This window comes from Streptomyces sp. NPDC004111, assembly GCF_042874215.1.
In the GTDB taxonomy this organism is placed as follows: domain Bacteria; phylum Actinomycetota; class Actinomycetes; order Streptomycetales; family Streptomycetaceae; genus Streptomyces.
On the sequence record NZ_JBIAMU010000001.1, the window covers coordinates 103675 to 126003 of the forward strand.

21 protein-coding genes and 2 pseudogenes are annotated in these 22329 nt (G+C 70.6%); 12 read left to right on the forward strand and 11 right to left on the reverse strand.

Going from position 1 to position 22329, the window contains the following annotated elements; all coding sequences use genetic code 11:
• The first annotated feature begins 2392 nt into the window (after positions 1-2392).
• Together ACFYVL_RS00460 and ACFYVL_RS00465 are read left to right on the forward strand one after the other, a co-directional pair.
• Positions 2393-4144, forward strand: coding sequence for a glycosyltransferase family 2 protein (locus ACFYVL_RS00460; RefSeq protein ID WP_389241286.1), 1752 nt, complete (start codon positions 2393-2395; stop codon positions 4142-4144).
• Between the two features lie 474 nt (positions 4145-4618).
• The gene (locus ACFYVL_RS00465) at positions 4619-5134 is read left to right on the forward strand and encodes a hypothetical protein (RefSeq protein ID WP_389240213.1); all 516 of its coding nucleotides are present in this window, start codon (positions 4619-4621) and stop codon (positions 5132-5134) included.
• On the opposite strand, the pseudogene ACFYVL_RS00470 reads toward ACFYVL_RS00465, so the two are convergent.
• Positions 5128-5576 (reverse strand): annotated as a pseudogene (locus ACFYVL_RS00470) (transposase). The gene ACFYVL_RS00465 and the pseudogene ACFYVL_RS00470 overlap by 7 nt on opposite strands.
• 564 nt (positions 5577-6140) lie before the next feature.
• On the opposite strand from ACFYVL_RS00470, the gene ACFYVL_RS00475 reads away from it, so the two are divergent.
• Positions 6141-6536 (forward strand): hypothetical protein, encoded by a 396-nt coding sequence (locus ACFYVL_RS00475; protein WP_389240215.1) that lies wholly within the window; start codon positions 6141-6143, stop codon positions 6534-6536.
• A 798-nt stretch (positions 6537-7334) separates the two neighbouring features.
• Here ACFYVL_RS00475 and ACFYVL_RS00480 read toward each other — a convergent pair.
• The gene (locus ACFYVL_RS00480; RefSeq protein ID WP_389240217.1) at positions 7335-8138 is read right to left on the reverse strand and encodes an alpha/beta fold hydrolase; all 804 of its coding nucleotides are present in this window, start codon (positions 8136-8138) and stop codon (positions 7335-7337) included.
• Positions 8139-8262: 124 nt separating this feature from the next.
• Here ACFYVL_RS00480 and ACFYVL_RS00485 point away from each other — a divergent pair, with 124 nt between their 5' ends.
• Positions 8263-8889, forward strand: coding sequence for a TetR/AcrR family transcriptional regulator (locus ACFYVL_RS00485; protein ID WP_389240220.1), 627 nt, complete (start codon positions 8263-8265; stop codon positions 8887-8889).
• A gap of 459 nt (positions 8890-9348) precedes the next feature.
• Here the strand turns inward: ACFYVL_RS00485 and ACFYVL_RS00490 are convergent, their stop codons facing one another.
• Positions 9349-10044, reverse strand: coding sequence for a GAF domain-containing protein (locus ACFYVL_RS00490; protein WP_389240222.1), 696 nt, complete (start codon positions 10042-10044; stop codon positions 9349-9351).
• Between the two features lie 415 nt (positions 10045-10459).
• Between ACFYVL_RS00490 and ACFYVL_RS00495 the strand changes: the two genes are divergently transcribed.
• The gene (locus tag ACFYVL_RS00495) at positions 10460-10852 is read left to right on the forward strand and encodes an STAS domain-containing protein (RefSeq protein ID WP_389241287.1); all 393 of its coding nucleotides are present in this window, start codon (positions 10460-10462) and stop codon (positions 10850-10852) included.
• A gap of 295 nt (positions 10853-11147) precedes the next feature.
• On the opposite strand, the gene ACFYVL_RS00500 is transcribed toward ACFYVL_RS00495, so the two are convergent.
• On the reverse strand, positions 11148-11288 hold the full coding sequence (locus tag ACFYVL_RS00500; protein ID WP_389240224.1) for a DUF6506 family protein: 141 nt from the start codon (positions 11286-11288) through the stop codon (positions 11148-11150).
• Complete coding sequence (locus tag ACFYVL_RS00505) at positions 11279-11488, reverse strand: hypothetical protein (RefSeq protein WP_389240226.1); 210 nt, start codon at positions 11486-11488, stop codon at positions 11279-11281. Before ACFYVL_RS00505 ends, ACFYVL_RS00500 begins: the two co-directional genes overlap by 10 nt.
• Before the next feature lie 1281 nt (positions 11489-12769).
• Here ACFYVL_RS00505 and ACFYVL_RS00510 point away from each other — a divergent pair.
• The 5 genes from ACFYVL_RS00510 (at position 12770) to ACFYVL_RS00530 (ending at position 17161) form a co-directional block, all read left to right on the forward strand.
• On the forward strand, positions 12770-14374 hold the full coding sequence (locus tag ACFYVL_RS00510; protein WP_389240228.1) for a molybdopterin-dependent oxidoreductase: 1605 nt from the start codon (positions 12770-12772) through the stop codon (positions 14372-14374).
• Positions 14375-14502: 128 nt separating this feature from the next.
• Positions 14503-15153 carry a fasciclin domain-containing protein gene (locus ACFYVL_RS00515; protein ID WP_389240230.1) on the forward strand — a complete coding sequence of 217 codons (651 nt, stop codon included), beginning with the start codon at positions 14503-14505 and terminating at the stop codon, positions 15151-15153.
• A 643-nt stretch (positions 15154-15796) separates the two neighbouring features.
• Positions 15797-15994 carry a hypothetical protein gene (locus tag ACFYVL_RS00520; protein ID WP_389240232.1) on the forward strand — a complete coding sequence of 66 codons (198 nt, stop codon included), beginning with the start codon at positions 15797-15799 and terminating at the stop codon, positions 15992-15994.
• 309 nt (positions 15995-16303) lie between these two features.
• Positions 16304-16735 carry an ATP-binding protein gene (locus tag ACFYVL_RS00525; RefSeq protein ID WP_389240234.1) on the forward strand — a complete coding sequence of 144 codons (432 nt, stop codon included), beginning with the start codon at positions 16304-16306 and terminating at the stop codon, positions 16733-16735.
• A gap of 81 nt (positions 16736-16816) precedes the next feature.
• Positions 16817-17161 carry an STAS domain-containing protein gene (locus ACFYVL_RS00530; protein WP_389240236.1) on the forward strand — a complete coding sequence of 115 codons (345 nt, stop codon included), beginning with the start codon at positions 16817-16819 and terminating at the stop codon, positions 17159-17161.
• Positions 17162-17163: 2 nt separating this feature from the next.
• Here the strand turns inward: ACFYVL_RS00530 and ACFYVL_RS00535 are convergent.
• The 5 genes and pseudogenes from ACFYVL_RS00535 to ACFYVL_RS00555 form a co-directional block, all read right to left on the reverse strand.
• A pseudogene (locus tag ACFYVL_RS00535) lies at positions 17164-17331 on the reverse strand (WhiB family transcriptional regulator); the annotation flags it as partial.
• A gap of 390 nt (positions 17332-17721) precedes the next feature.
• Entirely contained in the window at positions 17722-17937 is a 216-nt protein-coding gene (locus tag ACFYVL_RS00540) for a hypothetical protein (RefSeq protein WP_389240238.1), read from the reverse strand.
• Positions 17938-17985: 48 nt separating this feature from the next.
• Complete coding sequence (locus tag ACFYVL_RS00545) at positions 17986-18552, reverse strand: hypothetical protein (RefSeq protein WP_389240240.1); 567 nt, start codon at positions 18550-18552, stop codon at positions 17986-17988.
• 110 nt (positions 18553-18662) lie between these two features.
• Positions 18663-19079, reverse strand: a complete 417-nt coding sequence (locus ACFYVL_RS00550) for an ANTAR domain-containing protein (RefSeq protein ID WP_389240242.1) — start codon at positions 19077-19079, stop codon at positions 18663-18665.
• A gap of 233 nt (positions 19080-19312) precedes the next feature.
• Positions 19313-19444: a hypothetical protein gene (locus ACFYVL_RS00555; protein ID WP_389240244.1), complete on the reverse strand. Its 132-nt coding sequence runs from the start codon at positions 19442-19444 to the stop codon at positions 19313-19315.
• Positions 19445-19934: 490 nt separating this feature from the next.
• On the opposite strand from ACFYVL_RS00555, the gene ACFYVL_RS00560 reads away from it, so the two are divergent.
• Together ACFYVL_RS00560 and ACFYVL_RS00565 are read left to right on the forward strand one after the other, a co-directional pair.
• Positions 19935-20357, forward strand: coding sequence for a response regulator transcription factor (locus ACFYVL_RS00560; protein WP_389240246.1), 423 nt, complete (start codon positions 19935-19937; stop codon positions 20355-20357).
• Positions 20358-20392: 35 nt separating this feature from the next.
• On the forward strand, positions 20393-20716 hold the full coding sequence (locus ACFYVL_RS00565) for an STAS domain-containing protein (RefSeq protein ID WP_389240248.1): 324 nt from the start codon (positions 20393-20395) through the stop codon (positions 20714-20716).
• A gap of 988 nt (positions 20717-21704) precedes the next feature.
• On the opposite strand, the gene ACFYVL_RS00570 is transcribed toward ACFYVL_RS00565, so the two are convergent.
• Positions 21705-22262 (reverse strand): DinB family protein, encoded by a 558-nt coding sequence (locus tag ACFYVL_RS00570; protein ID WP_389240250.1) that lies wholly within the window; start codon positions 22260-22262, stop codon positions 21705-21707.
• Positions 22263-22329 lie beyond the last annotated feature (67 nt).

The following is a 22329-nucleotide window of genomic DNA, read 5'->3' on the forward strand; positions in this document are numbered from 1 at the left end:
CGCGTACGTGGTGCGCCTGCTGCTGCCGTCCGGAAGGCGGGTGGAGGGCGAGGTCGTGCACGTCCCCCCGGGTGTCCCGCACACCGGCCCGGTGGAGCACCGGATCGACGTGGACGACCTCTTCCCCCTCCTTCCGTACGGGCAGGAGGACGCCGCCGCCCTCGTGGTCCCGCAACGGGTACTGGAGTTCACCGACTTCCGCGATCCCCTGTACGCCACGACGTGGGCCAGGCTCTGGGAGCACCGCGAAGGCGCCTGGCGCGTCTCCGACAAGGCCCCCGAGTCGCTCACCAGCGCCGCGAGCGCCGTGCGCCTCACCTTCGCGGGCCTCCCGCCCCTGGTCCACCTGCTCCAGGTGGGCAGCGACCGCACGCCGTGGCAGTTCCACAGCATGCCGGACGCCGCCCGCGTCGCCGTCACGGTCCGCCCTGCCGGGACCTCCGCCGGTACCGGCCTGCCCCGGCTGTCGGTGACCGCCGTCGGCCAGGACTTGGGCGCGCACGCACTCCTCGGCTATCTGGCCCGCAACGCCAACCGGCCCTCGGCGCTGGTGGCCCGGCACCTGTGGGACCAGAAGTCCGGCACCCCCTCAGCACTGCGGCGCGCGGCACTGGGCTTCCAACTCCTGCGGGAACCGCACCCGGCCGCACAAGGCCCCCAGTTCGCCCGCCTCCTGCCGCCGGACGGCGAAACGGCGGGCGCCGATCTCGGGGTCGTGGCCGCCTGGTACCTGCTGGAACGGATGCGCGCCGGGCTGGTGGAGCCCTCCACCGAAGCAGTGGCCAAGGCGTTCCTGGACGCGAGCGGAACCCTTCCCGCCTGCACCGAGGGCCTGCGCCTGCTCGTCGAAGGGCTGCGCAGCATCGACGGTCTGGGCCCGCGGGCCGCCCGCGTGCGCGCGGAACTCGGCACGTACAACCGTGTCCTGGGCGCCTCCGACACCACCGCCCCGCTGCTCACCTTCCACGGTGCGCACCCCGGGGCGCCGCGGCCCGCCAGGAACGCGACACGGGGATGCCCCGAAGGGGCCCTGCTGCTCGTGCACTCCGTCCACGCTGCGGCGCCGTCGGCCACCACGCCGTCGGCCACCGCACCCTCGAACGCCCCGGACCCCGCCGGTCCTTCGTCCGTGTACGAGCCACCGGCCGACACGCTGCGCGAGATCGAGGACCTGCTCGCGCGTATCGAGTCGCGGTTGCTGCCGACGCAGGAGTGGCAGGAGGTCGCTGTGGCCGTGGCGGCCTGCACCGCCGCACTGGAGACGGCGACGACGCGCCGCACACAGCGAACCAAGTCCTGGCACGCCCACCCGGGAAACACTGGTCCTGGCCCGGCCTCGGGTTCCGCCTCGGACTCAGGTGCAGGTCCGGCCTCGGGCTCCGCCTCGGACTCGGGTTCAGGTCCTGCCTCCGGTTCCGGCCCGGACCCAGGTCCGGTCTCAAGCTCCGCCTCGGCGCCCGGTTCCGGCCCCGCCCCGGAATCCGAGGACCTCCCGACCCCTCCCTCCCCCTCGACACCACCCATCCCACCGGCCCCTTCATCTCCTCCCGCCCCCACACACCCCCCGATTCCCCCGCACCCGCCCCTCCCCGCGACTCCCCCCTTCCCGGCGGCATCTTGGGAAGAGGCCCTCGTGCGTGCGGTCGACGCGCTGCGCCTCTGCACCGTCGACCGCGCACAACCACCGGAGCGCGCCGTCGCCGCCCCCGACCCCGTGCACGCCCACATGGCGGGCCTGCAACGGCACGTACTCCTCCTGCTGGCACGCGCCGGACTCGAACCGGCCTCCTCCCTCCCCGGCGACCCCACGGAGCGCCCGGCCGGCCCCCGCCACGACCCGGCGCGCCTCAACGCGGAGATCGCCGCCCGGGTGAACAGCGCCCATGACGTGGGCGACCCGGAACTGCTCCACGAGTCGATCGCCAACGCACGGCTCCTGCGCGAGGACGTCCCCGCCGACGACCCGATCCGGCCCGCCGTCCTGGTCAACCTCGGACACGCGCTGAAGGAGCTTTACCGCTGGACCCAGGACCCCGAGGTGATCGTCGAAGCCGTCCAGTGCCTGACCGAAGCCGTCGCCCTCACCCCGCCGGAGGACCCCGCCCTGGAGCGGCGCGTCGCCGACCTGGCCGAGATCCAGGCCTTCCACCGGCTCGGCGGGCGTCCGGGCGGCGCGCTGCTCACCCCGCCGCACCCCACCAGCACCACCGCGCACGGCACCCTGGAACTCACCTTCCAGGCCTCGCCCGACACCCGGACGGGCCCGGTGCCCAGGCGCAGCCGGGGCCGCAGGCCCGAGCCGGTCCGCCCGTCCGGCCCCCTGCCGCCCGACCCCGACACCCCGCGCCGGACCGGAAAGGGCCCGAACGGAGACGGGGGAGACACCGCCTCGGTGCGGAAGCGCGTCCGGCAACTGCTGGCCCCGCTGCGCCCGCTGCCCGGTTACGACTACGAGCACTACAGCAGGCTGGCCGGACCACTGACCACGACACGGGGCTCCGGTCCCACCCGGGTCCGGTACCGGTCCCTGCTCAGCATGGAACCGCACCGCTTCCGTGCCGCACTGCTCCTGATCGCCGCACCCGTGCTCTCGCTTGCCCTCCTGGTCTGGCTGCTCCAGCCCGCGCACTGGCTCCACAGCCCCGGCACCTGGCCGGTGATGGTGGCGCTGCTGGGAGGCATCGAGGCGGCCCGTCTGGTGATGATCACCTCCAACGCCCATGCCGCGCTGTTCGCACGCGATCCTGTACCCCTCGTGCCGGAGACCGGTACCAGAGTCGCTTTCCTGACCGCGTTCGTACCGGGCAAGGAACCGCTGGAGATGCTGCGGAACACGCTGACGGCCGCCGTGCGCGTGCGCCACCGGGGCCTGGTGCACGTGTGGCTGCTCGACGAGGGTGACGACCCCGAGGCACGGGCGATGTGCGAGGACCTCGGCGTGCACCACTTCTCCCGCAAGGGGGTGCCGCGGTGGAATCAGCGCAAGGGCAACCTCAGGGCGAAGACCAAGCACGGCAACTACAACGCGTGGCTGGACGCGCACGGGGCCGACTACGAGTTCATCGCGGCCGTGGACACCGACCACGTGCCGCTGCCCAACTTCCTTGAGCGCATGCTCGGTTACTTCCGCGACAAGGACGTCGCGTTCGTCGTCGGACCCCAGGTCTACGGCAATTACGACAACGCCGTGACCCGCGGCGCGGAGAGCCAGCAGTACCTCTTCCACGCCCTGATCCAGCGCGCGGGCAACCGCTACGGCTCGCCCATGCTGGTCGGCACCAATCTCACCGTCCGACGCAGCGTGCTGCAGCAGATCGGCGGGTTCCAGGACAGCATCACCGAGGACTTCCTCACCGGACTGCGCATCCACCAGGGGCGCAACCCCGACACCGGACAGCGATGGCGCTCGGTGTACACCCCCGACGTGCTCGCGGTCGGCGAGGGCCCCTCCAGCTGGACCGACTTCTTCACGCAGCAGATGCGCTGGAGCCGGGGCACTTACGAAACCCTCCTCACGGCCTTCTGGAAGGCCCCGTTCACCCTGTCTCGCGGCACGCTGCTGAACTACCTCTTCCTGCTCTCCTGGTACCCGCTGGTCTCACTGACCTGGATACTCGCGGGCGTCTCCCTCGGCCTCTACTACATGCAGGGCGCCGGAAGCGTGACGGTGGACCCCGTCCTGTGGCTGCTGCTGTTCGGCAACGCGACCGCGCTCCAGATCGGCCTGTACGTGTGGAACCGCCGTCACAACGTCAGTCCGCACGAACCGGCGGGCTCCTCGGGTGTCGCAGGCATGGCCATGAGCGCGATCCTGGCTCCGATTTACGCGTGGACCCTGCTCAACGCGCTGCTCCGGCGCAGGAGCAGGTTCGTGGTGACGCCCAAGGGCGACTCCGCGTCCCCGGACGTGCTGGGGTCCACGTTCCGGGTCCACCTGTTCTGGGCGACCTGTCTGACCGGACTGGCGGTCTACGGCGCCTTCGCCGGACGCACGCATCCCGCGATGCTCGTCTGGACGACGCTGACGGTCCTGGTCTGCCTCGCTCCCGTACTTGTCTACGTGGTCCAGAGCCGCAGGCTGCGGCGCGAGTGGCAGGACCGCCGCGAGGCGTCCCGCACCGGAACGGATGAGACGCGCCGCTGAGAAGCGAGGGGTATGGGTGCAAGCAAGAGACAAGGCCGCCCGGCATTCGCCCGATCCGGGTTCGGGACCGGTGCTACGGCAGCCGGTGGTCCGCGTTCAGTGCCGCTCCCTTCTGCGGGTGCGTCTCGTCGTAGCCGCGGGCGTCGCACTGGAGGCTGCCCACGACGCAGAACCGAAGGGGGTTGCTCACGTCTCACAGGCTTCACCCCTTCCCATGGAGAGATCGTCCTGTCCAGCGACTGGCCCCAGCGGAACAAGGTCCGGTGCCGCAGGAGCAACCCGATGCCCTCGACCGGATCAGGATCCGGGGCGCAGGCGGGAAGCTGGTGAAAGTCGGCCACTCACAGGTGGTGAGGCCCCGCTCTGCCCGAAGGCCGTGCTGGAGGAGTTCCAGCAGCCCAGCCGGGTCGGCAGCGGCCGGGGGCCGACGTGTTACAGGGGCGGGCTCATGCTGGAGCATTACATTCGAGGCCTATGACACTTATCGAGGATCTGTTCATCGGTACCGACACCCGCTCTTCGGCCGTCCCTGTCGACTGGGATCCTCTGGTCGAGTCCGATGCGCTGCAAGAGGTGGGACTGCTCGACTGCCGGGTGTGCCCCCTCACCGGACGAGCCGGTCTGCTCCTGGACATGCGTTCCGCACTGCAGTACCGGACGGGAAACGCCGGGCTGCTCGTCGTGCGAGGGCTTCAGTCGTTCCAGTGGAGCGAAGAACCACTGGAACGGGATCTGCTGAACTTCGCGATCATGTCAAGCACACCGTCCAGGACCAAAAGGATCTGGCGACTGGAGTGCTCCCTCTTCCCCGATGGTGAACTGGCCATCGAAGGCAAGGCCGCCGACTTCCACCTTCTGGACGCTCCAGGAGTGCCCGACGCCCCTCCGAATTACACGGATCGCCGCCTTGCCCAGGTACGCGAGGGCCTTCCCTGGTGGAGCAGCGCATGCACGGTGCTCCAGGAGTCCACCACCAGCGGGAACTACTGACCTTGCAGTCGTGGTGTCGTGAGGGTGAGGCCGGTTGCTGCGAGGCATCCGTCGATCACTTCGCTCCGGCTACTGCACTTCGCGGAGGCCGCGCCGCAGTGCACGGATGAGGTGTTCGGGTTGGGTGAATGCGGTGTCGGCCCGGCATCTGCGCCGCAGCAGGGACCAGATGCCCTCGACCGGAACGAGGTCAGGCGCATAGGTCGGCAGGTGATGTGCGGTGATCCAGTCGTGGCCGTCAACGAAGGCCCGCATGTGGGCGTCCTTGTGGACGTTCAGGTTGTCCCAGATCAGTACGAAGGGGCCGCCGAGCTGGTGGTGGGCTGCGATCAACAGATCGCGGTAGTCGGTCCAGGCAGGGCTGGTCGCCATGCCGGTGGGGCCGGTGGATCAGCCGGGAACGTTCGCCTGGTTTGCAGCAGGCCAGGGCTGCGACAGACATGCGGCGCTGGAACCGGCCACGCACCCTGATCGCCGGTGTGCGCCGGCGCCGGGTCCACGTGCGGGAAGTGGGCGGCGTCGTCAAGAATCCGGCCTCCTCCTCAAGGGCGACCCAAGCCCTCCGCTCCGCCGCCGTGCTTCCGCCTGCGGCCACGTGTCCTTCACCCAACCGGTGACAGGATCCTCATCGCCCTCCATCGCCCGCCAGGCCGACACCTGGTGTGCTGTGCCCGTGACGCCTCAGCATCTGCGCACGGGCGGACAGGGTGAGAGTCCAGTGGACCGGCGCCCGACAAGCGTCTCGCTCCGAGCCAGAGTCCAGGTCTGGTCCCGCTCGCTCAGCTTGGACCGGGCGGCGGGACTTCGGGGCCTCTCGTCCCGCGTCCGTGCGCACTGCGGGCCCATGATGACCGCGAGTTGCTGCAGCGGGTCCGGGGACAGGCCGAGAGCGGTGAGCACTCGCCTCCGTGTCACCGGTGACACGAATTCAGTGACAGCCCTGATGCCACCCGCCGCTCCAACTCCTAGCTTTTCACTGTCCGTTCACTCAGACGTGGGGGTTCACATGAAGTCGAGGAGCACCAGGCGCCGGGCCTTACTCGCGGTCGGGGCCGTCGTTTCAGCAGCCGGCCTGCTGCTGACCACCGCACCGCAGGCAGCGGCCGCCGTGCCGTACCGCAACTGGACGCAGACGCCGGGCAACACCGCCGGCGTGCGGTTCTCTCCGTGTGGTGACTGGTGGGAGGTGTGGGACAACGTCAAGAACGACCTGCGAGGGCCCCTCGTCGAGTACAACTACAAGGGCGTCAATGACAAATGGAAGATGGTCCCCGTGTGGGCCGATGACAACTACGTCAAGGGCCAGCACAACGTGAGCGAGAGCTACCACATCTACTTCCGGATCACGTACGGCGATCACACCTCGACCATCGTCGAGTACAAGACCAACGGCGGCTGCTAGCTGCCCGCGCTGAGGGGCCGTCGCGCCAGGTGGCTCACCAACTGGCCTGCCCGGTAGAGGTTCTGGCCCTCGCCCTCACCGAGGAACGCCGGTAGCTCAGCCATTTGCCGCGCCTCGTCCAGGGTGACCAGCGGCAAGCGGGGGCCGGGCTCGGGAACATCCCCGCAGTCGTGGGCGGGAGCGTCGGAGAGGGATCATCCAGAGCGGAACAACGCACAGCATGGGTGCGGCGTTTCGAATCCCGCCTATGATCCGCAGGTCAGCCTTTCCGGCTGGTGGGTCCGGCAGGCTTTTGCGACCACCCCTCGGGGCGGTGAGCTCCGGCTCGGGCCTGCCGGACATTGTCGTTCCCCTGGCCGCTTACCTCGGCCAGGGGGATCTTGCATCGCGTCAAGGCATGTTGGTCGACGGGTCCGTTGCAATGGTGGTGAATCTCCAGCTCCGGCTGGCTGCTTCAGTAGCTTCGCAACGGCCAGCACCGGCGCGGCCAGCACCGCCAGCGCCGGCCCCGCTCCTTTCACCTGTGCCCCGGAGGTCGCAGTGGGCGGGAAGGCTGAGAGCTGGTCAAGGACCAGCCACGGGGCCAACGCATCGTTAGATCTGTGGTGGCTGCACGGCTGGTGGCTGGGTGGCGGCATTGAGTGATGCAATGCCAGCCCGTGCATCGGTGGGGTCACTCCGTTTCAGTACGAACATCTTGATCACGGCGAGCAGCGATGGGCCAAGCATGCCGTACGGTGTCCGCCCCGCCGGAGATCTGGGTGTCCATGGGCATGCCCGGACCGGCGAAGGCCTTGCTCACGCCTGCTCCCCGCTGGCGAGGAAGCCGGTCAGGACGGGGGCGAGGAGCTCGGGGGCGATGTCGTGCTCCTGGCCGGGGAAGACGTGCAAGGTGAAGTTGTCCGCCAAGGCGGCGAGTTCGCGCGCGCCGGTGAGCATGTGCGGGGCGCCGGCGTCTCCGCTGCCGACGAGGACGGGGACGGTCACGGACTGCCAGCGGTCGGCGGGCAGCGGCCGGCCGGACATGGTGTCGCCCATGACCTGCCCGTCGTAGGGCAGGGTGCGGGCGGTGGCCTCCATACCCGTCCAGAAGGGCGCCTGCCGCATCCCGGCGACGGCCTCGGCGGGCATGCCTACGGCCTCGGTCATGAAGTAGGCGACCGCCTCGCCGTACGCGCCCTGCTCCACCAGTGCCGTCAGGTGGGCGACGTAGTCGGCGGGCAGCGACGGCCGGCTGGAGTCGGTGATGAAGGGCGGCTCGTACAGGGCCAGCCGGGAGACGGCGCTGCCCCGGGCTACGGCCTCCAGCGCCAGTGCGGCGCCGGACGACATGCCGAAGACCATCGCCGCCCCACCCGCGCACTCGATCAGGGCGTCCAGGTCCTCGACCTCACGCTGTACGTCGTAGGCCGGGCTGTCGGTGCTGTCGCCTCGGCCCCGGCGGTCGTAGGTGATGACGGTGAAGTGCTCGGACAGCAGGCCGGCCAGTGCGGCGGAGTCACCGCGCGTCATGAAGGCGCCGCCGACGAGCACCACTGCGGGGCCCGAGCCGAGGCGCTCGTAGGCGATGGCCGTGCCGTCGGCGGAGAACACCTTGTCCATGGGGAACCACTCCATAGGTCTGCGGGGTGCGCGGGGCCGGAACGCCCCGCACTTTGGGAACTGGACGGTACAGTACCCAAATGAGTACTGGTCAGTCCAGTACTCTTGTGCAGGGGGCAGTCGCATGGAGAAGGAGCCGATGGTGGACACCCGTTCAGCGCGTAAGCACGAGGCGATTCTGGAGGCCGCGACCAGCGTCTTCCTGGACAAGGGATACGCCGGAACGAGCATGGACGACATCGCGAAGCTGGCCGCGGTGTCCAAGCAGACCGTCTACAAGCACTTCTCCGACAAGGAGAAGCTCTTCGCCGACATCGTCCTGGCCACCACCGACCGGCTCGACACCACAATCGACCTGCTGGCCGACCTCCCCACCGACGACGCCAACCTGGAAGAGAACCTGACCCGGCTCGCCCGCCAGTTCCTGACCACCCTCACCGACCCCCGGGTGATCCAGCTGCGGCGCCTGATCATCGCCAACGCCGACGCCTTCCCGGAGCTGGGAACCCAGTGGTACGAGCAAGGCTTCCAACGAGGGCTCACCACGCTGGCGGCGACCTTCCAGCGCCTGACCGACCAAGGGCTCCTGCGCATCGACGACACCCTCCTGGCCGCGAACCACTTCTCCGGCCTGCTGCTGTGGATCCCCGTGAACAGAGCCATGTTCACCGGCAGCACCCAGCACACCGAGGCCGACCTCGACCGCTACGCCACCGCCGGCGCCCGCGCCTTCCTCGCCGCCTACCGCTGACCGTCGCCCCCAGCCCCAGTCGGACCCTGCCGCGGTCAAACGATCGTTTTGCGCCAAGGAGCCGGCGCAGGGCAGGTTGGGTCGGCGCGGGGTAAGCGCGCGAAGACTTCGCGCTGCTCCTGGGCGCCGGAGACCCGGCCGTCCTCCAGGTGCAGTCGGCGGGCGACCCGTACGGCTGCGACGAGGTGACGGGTCGTGGGAGACGAGCAACAGAGTGCCGTCGTAGGAGTCGAGGGCGGATGGCCGGTATGGCCGAGGGGCGGACGGCTGTGCACGGCGGGGGTGCGGCGCATGAACGTTTCGGGCGCGTACGCGGCGGAAGGAAGCACTCTCCTGCCGCCGCGCGGGCCGGTGGGCTGGGATACGGACTGGGCCGAGACCGTGGACCGGCCGCCCCGGCCGTGCCCCCGCCCCCGCCCCTTCCCTGATAGCGGTCCCCCCGAGACATCTTGTGCCGTCTCAGTCGCTGGTCCAGGACGCCGGACCGCGTGCGATGCCGGCGGCGAGCTGCGGGAGGGGTATGCCGGTGCGCAGGGACCTCGCCCGCATCAGCAGCAGGGCCTCGGGGGCCGTCACTCCGAGGTGTTCGGCGAGTGCCCCTGCGGCGCGGTGGGCACTGAGCCAATGCGCGTCGATCACCTCCCTGGGCTCCCAGAGGGGGCCGGCTTCGTCGTCGAGGAGCGTGTCCTGAAAGTGCTTCAGGAGCCCGGCCACCACCTGGGCGGCGAACATGCCCTGCTGCAGGGCCCCTCGGTGCGCGGGCCACGGGCGGGTCCGGTACAGGAGGACGGTGGCCACCACCTCGCCGCCACCCAGGACGGGAAACGCCCACAGTCCCTGCACCTGCGGCAGCTGCTCGCCGACAGCGCTACTGAAAAGGGGCCACAACAGATGGAAGTGCTGGCACTCCTCGACCACCACTGGCTCCCCGCTGACGGCGCAGGCGATGCCGGGCCCGTGGCCCACTTCGAACTGCAGCTCCGCCAGCCGCAGCGCCACCGCGTCGGACGCGCAGAGCAGCTGTGCCCCGACGGTGTGCGGGACAAGGGTCACGGCAGCACCCTGCGCGCCCATCCCCGCGCACAGGGCCTTCGCCATCCGCAGCGGAAGACGGAGCGGATCCGGCTCCCGGGCCGCTTCGGTCAGGAGAAGCACCGCAACACGCAACCGTTCCGGCACGACCACACACCCCCGACGAAGTCCGTCATCAAGGACAGCTCCAGCAGGGGCCAGGCCGGGCGCACACTCAAGCAGTCTGCACCCGTTGAGAGTTCAACAGCACCCTCTTGCGGGCTTCTTCACCTACCGGACAAGGCTGTGCCCGGCCCGCGTCGTCCGCGATGAGGTCCATGGCACCGGTCCTGGCGGGCTCGCCGATTCCGCTGCAACCCTGCCTGCCCCTGAGGTTCCACACACGGGGCGAAGGGGTGGACACGTCTCGCCGGGGTTTGTGACGCTCCACAAGCACGGTTCCCTCTTGGGGTCCGCATCCCGGTCACCGAGCGGGTGAAGCAGACGGTGTCACCGTTTCCCCGACCCGGATCGGGGGTGTTGTGCGTGTGTGAGCATCATGATCAGTTCCCCGATAGTCACCCGGCCCGACGCAGACGAGGCGGACACTCCCGTCGACCAGGGCGAGGCGGACACCCCGCTCATAGACCTCCGCTGCGTCTCGCACGACGACACCCTGCTGGTACGGCTCGTCGGCGAGGTCGACCACTTCGCCGCGGCACCGCTGCGGGTCGTGCTGGCCGCTGCCGCGGTCTACGGATACCGGCATCTCGCCCTCGACACCCGCGCCGTCACCTTCTGCGACTCCGCCCTGGCCCGTGCGCTCGCCGGCTGGTGCCGCCGCGGCCGCCGGGGGACCCACACGGCCATGTCCAGGGCGGTCGGCCTGGCGCTGGAACGGGGCCCAGGCCGCCGGAAGGCGCCGGGTGCGTGGCGGGTGACCGGCCGATGATCTTCAGTGTGATGACGGCCGTACCACTCCTCCTGGCCCTGCTGCTGGCGTACAGCCCGCCCAAACAGCCCGCCCGCCGCCACCGCAGGAGCGGCAGAACACGCTGACCGGCCCACGAACGGGTGGCCCGAAACCGCAGTCGGCGGGTGCGGGCCACCCGGACCCGCCCGTACGCAGATCTCCGAAGTCGAGCGCCCCCTCGATACGCTCCACAACTCCCGGGCCGTCGCGAGGGGATGCGGCACGAGGGCCGGCCTCTTCCACGGCGCCGTCAAGTGAAAGGAGCCGTCTCTCGTCAGGAGAAGATCGCGTGCACCTGATCGACGGCTTCGGGTCCGTAGCCCACCGTGCCCACGGGGACCGCACCGTCGATCGCCTCGATCACACGCCCGGCCCACACCGGCCCGAACCCCTCGCACAATTCGATCAGTTGCACGCCCTCACCGACCAGGCGGCGCGCGGCCTCGATTCCCAGCGGGTGGTACCGCAGTCCGTGCTGCGCAGGCGCGGCAGAAGTTCCGCCAGCAGGAGGCCGAGGTGCCCGCGCCGCAGGTGCACCAGCAGGGCGGGCTCGTCGGAATGGGACAACGGGCGCATCGACAGCGCCCGGTGGGCACGGTTCACGGTGTCGGTCATGACGGCGGTGTCCAGGGCCAGGTGCTGGGGTGGTGGGGTCGTTCGGTGCGGCAAAGTGATGCTGGGTCATCTCCCCCGCCCCCATTCCGCCGGCTCCAGGCGCGGCCTGCACTTGCAGAAGGGCGCCTCGCCCGGTCCTGAATCCATCCGTTCCCGGGGTACCGGGCGCCCGTGGCCGGCCGACGGCGGGCGCCTCCCCGTTTCCGATGATCATCTGTGTCATGGTGCCGGGGTGCCGCATGGGGGCCCGGCGCCTTCCCGGCGCCGGAACCCGCTCGCACCGGTGCGGGACCAGCACGGCTCCGGGCGGGTGATCGCGCCTTCCTCGGCCTGCTCCGGTGGTCCGAGCGGCCGGGTGTGCCTGATTGAGCGGTCGACCGTCGGCCTCTGGTCAGTTCCGGTGATGCGATGGCAGCGACGGGCTCACCCGGCGACTGCGCGGTTGTCCGCTCCCGACGGCCACCGATCACTGACAACGACCGGGAAGGCCCCTGTCACCTCCCCTTGGTCGGCCCCGTCCAGGAACATCCCCTCAGCTGAGTGGCAGGGTGCCTGACCCACCGTCCGGGCATACCTGCCACACGAAAGCAGCGTCGGCCCGGCGTCCCCGGCGCAGGCCCCCTGGCCCCCCGCGTGGAGATCTCGTGGTCCGGGCGAGGGCACGCCAGGGGCAGGCGGCACGTGGCACTTCGCTGAACGTTATGGCTGGCGGGCGTCTGGGGTCGGCCGCTGTCGTCGCTCCGTGGTCTCTGGGTCGGGGGTGCTGTCGCTCGCAGTCGCCGGAGGGCTGGTCCGGTCCGGGGCCGAAGGCGCCGGCGGGACCTGGGTGATGTGGGCGATCCGTCTCAGTACCGCGCTCTTCAGCTCCGGTGGAACGAGCAAGCTGTGGGGCGCGGGACGGGAAAGCTGGTGCAGTTCCCCGCGGCACGTGGGGCAGTGGCGGCTGTGTTCGGCCAGTGCTTCCCGGTCGGCGCGGGGCAGGGCGCGCAGGGCATGGGCGCCGATGAAGGGGCGCGGGGCGTCGTGGGACATGGGTCTCCGATCTCGGCAGGCGGACGGAGGAAGAACGTCACGCGCTGGGGCGTGGTTCTTGGAATGTCCTGCTCGCAGGGACGATTCGGTGCGGGTGCCGAGCCGGATTGCGCTTTCCCCCTTGGTCCACACGGACGGCGCAACCGGCCGCCCCGGTGGCCGGTTCGCCCATGGATGCGTCCGGTCCCTCGTGGGGGTGAGTTCCAGGAATAGACCCATCCGGGGAGCGGTCCGCTCCGAAGTACCGCCGTGACCAAGATCTTGAGCAGGGGCGTGCGGGTGCCGCTGGCCGCGCTGTCCGGGCTGCTGGCCGGTTTCGCCGCACTGGCGGTGGCCGAGCTGGTGGCCGCGGCGGTGCGCCCCGAGGCGGGTCCGGTGATCGCGGTCGGGGGCGCGGCGATCGACCGGACACCGGTTGCGGTGAAGGACTGGGCGATCCGTCAGTTCGGCACGCACGACAAGCTGGTGCTCCAACTGGGCATCCTGGTGGTCCTGGCCGTGCTGGCCATGGCGGTCGGGGTGCTGGCGCTGCGCTACCGGCGGGCCGGCACGGCCGGGGTGGTGCTGTTCGGGGTGGTGGGCGCGCTCGCCGCGACGGGCCGCCCGGACTCCACCGGCCCGGTCGATGCCCTGCCCTCCCTGATCGGTGCCCTGTGCGCGGCCGCCCTGCTGTACTACCTGGCCGGACGTCTCACCCGCTCGCCCCGCGTCCTGGTTCCTGCCGAGGGCGACACCCGCGGCGACACGGCCGCAGAGCAGGACGGCTTCGACCGGCGCGGGTTCGTGATCGCGGCCGGTGCCGCAGCCGTCGCCTCGGCGGGAGCCGGGTTTCTCGGACGGTCCCTCACCGCCTCCCGCGGAGCCGGAGCCACGACTTCGCGAGGCGAGGTGGTCCTGCCCCGCCCTGTCTCGCCGGCCCGTCCGACCCCCGCGGGCGCGATCCTGCACACCCCGGGGATCAGCCCGTTCGTCACCGCGAACAAGGACTTCTACCGGGTCGACACCGCGCTGGTGGTGCCGAAGGTCGACGCCACCGCATGGAAGCTGACCATCCGCGGCAAGGGCGTCACCCGGCCCCTCACCCTGACCTTCCAGGACCTGCTGAACCGGCCGCTGATCGAGCGTCACATCACGCTGACCTGTGTGTCCAACGAGGTCGGCGGCCCGTACGCGGGCAACGCCCGCTGGATCGGCGTCCCGCTGGCGGCACTGCTGAAGGAGGCCGGCGTCAGGCCGCCCTCCCGCGGCGGTCCCGCCGACCAGCTGGTCGCACGCTCCGTGGACGGCATGACGATCGGCAGTCCCGTCGAGGACCTCATGGACGGCCGCGACGCCCTCCTGGCCGTCGGCATGAACGGTGAACCTCTGCCGTTCGACCACGGGTTCCCGGCCCGGATGGTGGTGCCCGGCCTCTACGGGTACGTCTCGGCCTGCAAATGGATCGAGGACATCGAGCTCACCACCTTCGCCGCCTACGACCCGTACTGGGTGAAGCGTTCCTGGTCGCAGCGCGCACCGATCAAGACGCAGTCCCGCATCGACACCCCCAAACCCTTCGCCACGCCCAAGGCGGGCACGGTGATGGTCGCCGGCGTTGCCTGGGCGCAGCACCGCGGGATCGACCGGGTCGAGGTACGCGTCGACGACGGGCCCTGGCAGCGCGCTGACCTGGCAGCCGAGGACACCACGGACACCTGGCGGCAGTGGTCACTGCCCTGGAAGGCCACCCCCGGCAGCCACACCCTCACCGTCCGCGCCACCGACCGCACCGGCACCACCCAGACCGAAGAACGCGTCGGGACCGTCCCCAACGGCGCGACCGGCTGGCACTCCGTAGTGCTGACCGTCGAATGAACCGAGCCCCCATGAAGCCCACCCCGGGCCATCGGCTCCCGCCGATCAGACCACCCCCGGCACCAGCCCCCAACCAGCCTCTTTCCCCAGCAAGTACACCGAGCCCACCACCATCAGGAGCAGTCACCATGAACCCCCGCATCTTCCGCCGTGCCGCCCTCGCCGTGTCCGCCGTCGCGATCCTGCCCCTCACGCTGACCGCCTGCGGCGACATGGACAAGGACAAGAAGGACAACGCCTCCTCGTCCGCCGCGTCCGAGCCCGCAGCCCCCTCCTCCGACGCAGCCGCCGACTCCTCGATGACGGACAAGCCGTTCGGCCCCGCCTGCGCGGGCGTCCCCAAGGAGGGCGCAGGCAGCTTCGACGGCATGGCCAAGGACCCGGTCGCCACCGCCGCCTCCCACAACCCCGCCCTGTCCACCCTGGTCACCGCCGTGAAGAAGGCAGGCCTGGTCGACACCCTGAACAACGCCAAGGACATCACGGTGTTCGCCCCGACCAACGAGGCCTTCGCCAAGATCCCGAAGGCCGACCTCGACAAGGTCCTCGCCGACAAGGCCACCCTCACCAAGATCCTCACCTACCACGTGGTCGGCCAGAAGCTGACCCCCAAGCAGCTGGAGAGCGGCACCTACCCCACTCTGCAGAAGTCCACCCTCACCACCGCGGGCGGCGGCGAGTCCTACAAGGTCAACAGCACATCGAACGTGGTCTGCGGCAACGTCCCCACCGCCAATGCCACCGTCTACATCGTCGACACCGTCCTCATGCCCAAGTAGCCACCACAGCGACAGCAGCAGCCCGCCCGTCGGGCCCCGGCACCGGGGCCCGACGGGGAGCCTTCGGGGGCAGGTGGGGAGCCCCCGGGAACGGCCGCCACCGATCGCTGCGGGCCATGGGCGCGGCCCGGGTCCCTTCCCTCCGGGGTGGTCACCTCGCACGCGCCCTCACATACCGGCCTGGGCAGCGGGGGATGCAACGGCCCACAGGCAAAGGCAAAGAGTTGCAGGCGTGATCTCTGTGCGGGTGCGGCTCCAGCAGGCCCACGAACGGACGTGCAGGCTCGGGCCTCCCGTGCCACCCACTCCGGCGGCACTGACGAGGCGATCGCCCGCAAAGGCGCCGCAGCCCTGGGCGGCAAACCGTCCGCTACGGATGGGGAGCTATTCGTACGAGGACGCTGAGCATCGCGATCCCCGAAGCATCACAGGCTGCGTGCCCCTCCCCGCTTCCCGCGATCATCTGAGGCATGGCGCCGAAGTGCCACACCAGGGCCCTCACGCTCCTCCCGGCGCCGGGGACCCGTCACTCACACCCCGGGGTACTTGTACGTCACTGCCGCCATGGGAAACCCGCGAATACGCAGGCACGGGGGGCCTGCGCGCCGTGATGCCCGCCCCCCACCGGGGAACACGACAAGGCATGGAGCCGCCCGAGCCCGTACTGCTGGACATCACATGCTCGACCTGCCCGCGCTGCCACGCCGACGTCGACGGCATCAACGGCCGGTACGCCTGCGGCCTGTGCAACTGGGTCAACCACTGGTCGGAGGGCCACGCCGCCCTCCCCACCGCCGACGGCAACCTCCCCGACACCCCGCCGCCCTCAGCGGAGGTGTGAAGGTGACCTGGCCGGTCATCGCCCTGCCTGCGGACCGGTACAGCCACTGTCGGTGCCGAGCAGGAAGCTCCCGATGGTCATGAGCACAAGGGCCACACGCGAAGGGGCGAAAAGGTGCCGCACGCCATGCACGGCTCCGGCCCAGTAGGCGGAGCGGCCGGTTCGGGTGGGGAGGGGCGTGCCTGCGAGAGGGACGGTACACAATTCCGGCACGCGCAGTGGTGTGGTCCTGCGGTGCCGAGGTATTCGGGACGGGTTCAGGAAGCGGTCAGCTGGTCGGGGCACTTGTGGAAGTACTGGTGTGGGTCGGTGGGTGAGGACGATGTGCCGCGTCCCGGGCTGGCTGCGGGGGCGTCGTGGTCGTACGTGCTGGAGGCGAACGCACCCGTCGGTGTGGCCCGGGACGCCGCCCACACCTTCCTGACCGAGCTACAGGACACCCACCGAGTCGACACGGCGGAGGAGGTACGGGGGCTGGTCGCGCTGGCGGTCAGTGACCTGGTAACCAACGCCTACAAGTACGCCCCAGGCCCCGCCCGTCTCACCCTCGAAGCCGACCCCCCTGTCGCACAGATCAGCGTTTCCGACACCGGCAGCCTCCTGCCCGCGCCCAGGGCGTCGGATCCGGAGCGGGTGGGCCAGCACGGGAAGGGTAGTCGGCGATCACGCGGAGGCGCCCGGTGTGAGGGTTGGGCGCAGAGGACGGCCGCGGGCCGGGGCGACGCGGGGGCGGGCGCGTAGGGTGAAAGGGCCTGGCAGGGGTACCGGGCCGCAGCACGGTGACCACCGTGTGCCCGCACCCCGCCCGTCCTGGAGGCACTCGTGCCCGACAGCCGCAGCCGCCCCAGCCCGCTCGCCGGCCAGTACACCCGCGACGGCTGGCACGTCATCGTCGCCCGCGGGGAACTCGACCTCGACTCCCTGCCGCCCCTGCGGACCGCCCTGGAAACCGCCGCCGCGACCGGCAGCCCGATCGTGGTGGACCTGGGCGCCGTGACGTACGTCGACTCCATGGCCCTCAACCTGTTCCTGCAGATCCACCACGCCACCACGCTGCGCCTGGCCGCCCCCGGACCGCAGGTATGCCGTCTGTTCGACATCACCGGCGCCGATCAGGTCCTCGACCTGCGCCCCACCCTCACCGACGCCCCGCCCACCGCCGCCTGAGGTCACACCGCACGCCGCCCGGTGGCCAGTCCGCCCTGAAACCGGTGTTCGTGGCGGGCCGTCTCCAGCAGCACCCGCCAGGAGGACACCGTCGAGCGGCGGCGCAGCAGGGCTCGGAGCTCGCGCTCCGCCGTGCCGCCCCAGATCCCGTACTCGATCCGCTGATCCAAAAACGTGAGGGGCGCGCTTTCGGGTTCCCCTGCCCGCGGGACGGGAACTCGAAGTCGCTCGGCGCCTCGGGCGGGCAACCCGGGTGACCGGCATCATCGCGCCCAGGCCGGGCAGGCGTTCCCCATGACAACGGTCACCGAGACCGGACACGCGCGGCTGATCCTCCTGTGCGAGACCTCCCGTGAACAGTGCAGGAGAGCACGCGAGTTGGTCGGCAGGAGCCGTCAACTCCGTCACGCCGTCTCCCTGCACCGCCACCCCGCCGCATCCACGTCGCGACAGCCCCCGCACTGAGACGCGAGACAACGGAACCCGCAGACTTGCCGCAGATTCCCACCCCAGCGCTGCCGTGCCTCTCACCGTCCAGGACTCCTCCTGAGGAGCGGAGTTCAGTCCTGGTCGTCGGGCAGGTGGAAGTAGACCGTCCCCGACCGCCAAGGGCCGTGCTCCGTCATCTCCGACTCCAGCACCACATGCTGAACCTCAACGGGGCCCAGCGCCTCGATGGAGTCCGCCAGCCGCCGCAGGAGCGCCGGAACGCTGTCACAGCCAGGGCCGACGGGGTTGGCCTGCGAGAAGTGACGCACGGTCCAGGTATCTGTCACAGTCCGATCGTAAGGCGCATCAGCATGGGGGCCCACACACGAGGGCAGTCACTGGCCGTCAGGCGCTGTTCCCGCCCCCGCCGGACCGGCATCAAGGCCGATTGCCGCGCGCCGGGCCTGCAGGGCGCGGCGCTGGTACTCGGCCGACCGGGCCGGCTGCTCGGCGGCCAGCCGCTCGTACTCACCCGCCAGTTCCCGCTGCGCCGCCCCCAGCGCGGACGCCGCCGCCTCCAAGTCCTCCCGCAGGCGGCGCACCCGGTTCTCCAGGACCTGCCGCCGGGCGGTGCCGTTGCTGTCCTGCTGTGCCTCGGAGTTGGCCATCTCACTCTCCACGATCCGCTGTTCCCACGCCCTGCGGGCCCTGGCACACCGCAGCGCGATCTCACCGCGCTCCAGCCACACCTGACTGGCCTCCACCAGCCCCCGGGCCCGCATCAGCGCCGCATAGGAACGCTGCTGATAGCCGGCGGTCTCCCGCTCCGCCCTCCACACCTGCCCGTCCAGTCGGCGCTGCCACACGCCCGGCCGGGCGCCCGGCGCATCGGCCGCCAACTCCCGCCTGCCCATTGCAGCGTCGGCAGTTGCACGGCCGGCATCCAGTCGGTCCGTCACCATAGCGCCAGTATGCGCAACCAGCCGAACCGGCGGGAGTGCCGTCCGGCCCCATCACGGCCACCCCGCTGCCTCCCGCCCTCACCGCTTCCTCAACAAGAAACGGGCGCGGCTTAGGCGGCCAGGCCCCGGTGCTCCACGACCTCACGGGCGAGAACCGCACAGGGCTGGTTCGTCCGGCGGCTGTGCTCCTCCAGAAGGAACAGGGCCTGAGCAGGGGTACAGCGGAAACGGACGGCAAGGATGCCCTTGGCCTGTTCGGTCACCCGGGCCACGTCCACCCATTCCCCATCCGGCAGATCCGCGCGCTCCAGAGAAGCCAGAGTGAGTGGGACGGCGGGCGGATCCGTGCGCAGGGTCTGCGAGGACACGCGCATGGAGATCGCCCGCAGCCGCATCTCGACCGCCCGCCGCCGCTTGCGGACAACCCAGGCCCTCACCACAACGGCTCTGGCACGCTGCTCCATGTGCTGCTGGGTGCGCTCGTCCCACACCACGGCCAAGCCCGGAATTGCCCCAGAAGCCGTCACCCCGCCCTCCTCTCCTATCAGCACTGTGGAAGGAGACAAGTCTTCCCCCACCCCAGTCCCGGTGAAAGACCCCTTTCCGGAAGCTCCGCACTCGCTGCGGTCCCGTAACGACGCGGCAGCCGGGCCCGGCCGCCGAAGGTGTCAGTCACGGCGAACGGGGGGGCGTCCTCCCCACGAGCACCTCGATCCCACCCCTTGCCGTCCGTGCGCGATCCCCCGGCCAGCGCCCGAGGTCACTCCGCACGCCGCACGGCAACCAGCCCACCCGGAGGCCGGTGCTCCTTGCGGGCGGTCTCCAGCAGCACCCGCCAGGAGGACACCGTCGAGCGCCGGCACAGCAGGGCGCGGCGCCCGCGCTCCGTCATGCCGCCCCAGATCCCGTACGCCGCCCGGCAGGAGCACGTTCTGGGGGGGGCACTCGCAGGAGAAGCGCATACCTGACGTGCCGTAGAACGGTCCGCCACTTCCCTTGCCGGGCCGTGAGGCGGTGACTTGTGCGGGCAGACTGGGATCCGGCCGCCTCCCGGACCCGGGGCCCCGCATGAGGCCGCACGCCCTTGCCGGCACGGCACATGAGCGCCCCTTGTTCGGAACGGAGCAGGGGGAAGCGGGCCCCACCTCCCTCCTCCCGCCAGGACCCTGCGGGGAAGCCCTCGTGGGCGCCCGCTGCAGGGGCCCGGTATCACCGGGTCCCTGCCCACCGCGCATCCCTGGTGCAGGGCTCGTGAAGCGACGCGTCAGAGCCGCCGCGTCCGGACATGCACAGAGGATGGACTGAACATGCCGGTAGCACCGCAAGCCGCCCGGCCGGGAGCCATGCCCCCTGCGCTCCGACCGCGCAGGCACCCGGCACCGGTGAGCAGCCAGAGCGGGACCGTGGACAGGGAGGCAGCCGTCGAAGCATGCCTGCTCCGGGTGGCCGGCACCCTGCTGGAGGTTGCCGGGCGCACCACGGATCCGCGCACGGCCGGGATGCTGGTGCGCGAGGCGGCCGCCGTGCTCGCTTCGGTACCGGACACGGTCCGGCCCGGTGGAAGGCCCAGCCTGTTGAGCAGCGCGCCTGCGCCCGGGGCCCTGACGCCCCGCCAGCATGCGGTACTACGCGGCATCCAGAACGGCAGGACGCTGCGGCAGACGGCCGACGACCTCTACCTCTCCCGCAACACGGTCAAGACCCACACCCGCGCCCTCTACCGCAAACTGGGGGTGACGTCCCGGACCGAAGCCGTCCAGCACGCCCAGGCGCTGGGCCTGATCAGCCCCGTACGACAGTGGTAGCCGACCGCCCCTGGCTGAGCAGAACCATGGGAGACATGGACCGCCTCACCATCCGTCAGACCAGGTACGAGAACTCCGTGTTCCCCACCCTCGTCCTCACCGGGGAACTGGAAGTGAGCAACATCGACAGACTCAGCGACGCCGTCATCGTCCTGGAAGGCCGGGAACACCACCTGCGGCTCGACCTCGCAGAAGTCACGTGGTGCGACAGCGGCAGCCTCTTCACCCTCCTCGGCATCCGGCACGCCGCCGGCCACCTCGGCGGCAGCCTCGCCCTCCCCGCCGCCAGCCCCGCCGTCCACACCGCACTCCAGGTGGCGGGCCTGCACGAACTCCGGCCCGTCACACCGCCCCGCTAAGCCACACCGAAACGACCGGAACGGACCGCCCGGAAGCGGGCATTCCCCTACCGGAACGGATTACCAGGGGGCGAGAATCGCGGTCGTCCGCAAGAGCCGCACGCCTTCTGTGTGCCCCCAGACCCCGGGGTGGTGATCTCGCACGGCCCTGGCTGCCCGTGCTGAAGAGGCCGCCCCAACGGTCAACGTTGTCCCTCAGAGGGCGGCCGCCGCCGTGTTCGATGCAGCGGCGGCGGCCGGAGCGCGAGTCCCTCCCCCAGGAGATCACCTCGCGCACACCCTCAACCACCGGCACCGTGGCAGCGGGAGATGCACCGGCCCGTGTGTGAGGGCGGAGGCCGGAGCCGCGTTCTCTGTGTGGGTACGGCTCCAGCAGTCCTTCGGAAAGGGTGGTGAAGGCTCGGGGCTGGGAGCCGGTACACGGGGCAAGCGCCCGGCGTGTGCAGCCCAGCGTAGAAGACAGCGGGCCACGACGGAAGAAGGCCTGCGGGAGACGGCCCGGTCTGGCTAGCGCACGGGCGCGGTGCGTGGTTGTTCACCCGGTCGTCGGCGCCGACGCCGCAAGCGGCGGCTCTCCCCCACCAGCCGGCGACTCTCCTCGACCGCCGCACGAGCGGCACGCGTCAACTCCGCCGCACAGTCCGCGGAAGCAGCAACCCGCTCCTCCAGCCTCCTCCAGTCCTCCACTCCATAAGAGACCGGGTGCCCAAGACAGCCAGGCGCCACGCACCGGAACGGGCAGGCGCCGGGGATCCGCGTGGCTCACCACCAAGGCAAGCAGGTCGACGGACATGGCCGGCCGAGGCGGTCCGGACGCACCTGAAACGGTCCTTGGCGAAGCTCGCCGAGCACGGCATCGATCAGCTGACCGCATGGTCCAGACCCGCCGCCTCGCACGGACGCGACACCACACCGATCTCATCGAGGGCTTCGTCGCCAGGACCGGCCTGGACCTCGCGCCGCCGCAACCCGCTGCCATTGAAGATCTCTAGACGGTGAAGCTCTTGGGCGCGTTCTCGCCCACGCGGCCGTCGACCGCTTCGCGGAGCATGTCGGCGTGGCCTGTGTGTCGGGCGTATTCCTCGATCATGTCGAGGAGCATCGCGCGGACGGTGGGTATGCGACCGTCCGGCCAGGTGAACGACGCCGGTCCATCGAGCCCACGTTCCTTGATGACCTCGGCAACAAGTTCCCGCGATCGCCCGACCGCTGCGTGCCACACCGCGTAGACGTCTTCCGCGGAGTCCAGCGCCCCGGTCCGCCAGTCCCAGTCAGGATCAGCGTCGAAGTCCACCGCGTCCCAGGGTGCCCCGTACTCGCGGCCGGCCAGCTTCACCGCCAGCCAGTCCGCTTCGACCAGGGCCATGTGCTTGACGAGGCCACCGAGCGTCATCGAACTGGCGGCCGTGGTCGCCCGTAGTCCGGCCTCATCGAGCCCGGACGTCTTCCAGGCAAAGGTCCGTCGATTGCGCTCCAGAACCGAACGCAGGGACTCCGCCTCAGAAGTGGTCGCAGACGGGGGTGACTGGGGAGTTGCATCGCTCATGATCGGGAGCATAGCCAGCCACTCTGACACCCCTCCAGGTTCAGGATCAGTTCGCCCTCCCCGGGGG

Bases quoted from the DNA above. Each gene is read 5' to 3' on its own strand.
- ACFYVL_RS00520 (WP_389240232.1), top strand. From the start codon at position 15,797: ATGGAGCCGCCCGAGCCCGTACTGCTGGACATCACATGCTCGACCTGC.
- ACFYVL_RS00480 (WP_389240217.1), bottom strand. From the start codon at position 8,138: ATGGACAAGGTGTTCTCCGCCGACGGCACGGCCATCGCCTACGAGCGC.
- ACFYVL_RS00555 (WP_389240244.1), bottom strand. From the start codon at position 19,444: ATGACGGAGCGCGGGCGCCGCGCCCTGCTGTGCCGGCGCTCGACGGTG.
- ACFYVL_RS00495 (WP_389241287.1), top strand. From the start codon at position 10,460: ATGATCAGTTCCCCGATAGTCACCCGGCCCGACGCAGACGAGGCGGAC.
- ACFYVL_RS00565 (WP_389240248.1), top strand. From the start codon at position 20,393: ATGGACCGCCTCACCATCCGTCAGACCAGGTACGAGAACTCCGTGTTC.
- ACFYVL_RS00475 (WP_389240215.1), top strand. From the start codon at position 6,141: ATGAAGTCGAGGAGCACCAGGCGCCGGGCCTTACTCGCGGTCGGGGCC.
- ACFYVL_RS00485 (WP_389240220.1), top strand. From the start codon at position 8,263: ATGGAGAAGGAGCCGATGGTGGACACCCGTTCAGCGCGTAAGCACGAG.
- ACFYVL_RS00505 (WP_389240226.1), bottom strand. From the start codon at position 11,488: ATGACCGACACCGTGAACCGTGCCCACCGGGCGCTGTCGATGCGCCCG.
- ACFYVL_RS00570 (WP_389240250.1), bottom strand. From the start codon at position 22,262: ATGAGCGATGCAACTCCCCAGTCACCCCCGTCTGCGACCACTTCTGAG.
- ACFYVL_RS00465 (WP_389240213.1), top strand. From the start codon at position 4,619: ATGACACTTATCGAGGATCTGTTCATCGGTACCGACACCCGCTCTTCG.
- ACFYVL_RS00545 (WP_389240240.1), bottom strand. From the start codon at position 18,552: ATGGTGACGGACCGACTGGATGCCGGCCGTGCAACTGCCGACGCTGCA.
- ACFYVL_RS00515 (WP_389240230.1), top strand. From the start codon at position 14,503: ATGAACCCCCGCATCTTCCGCCGTGCCGCCCTCGCCGTGTCCGCCGTC.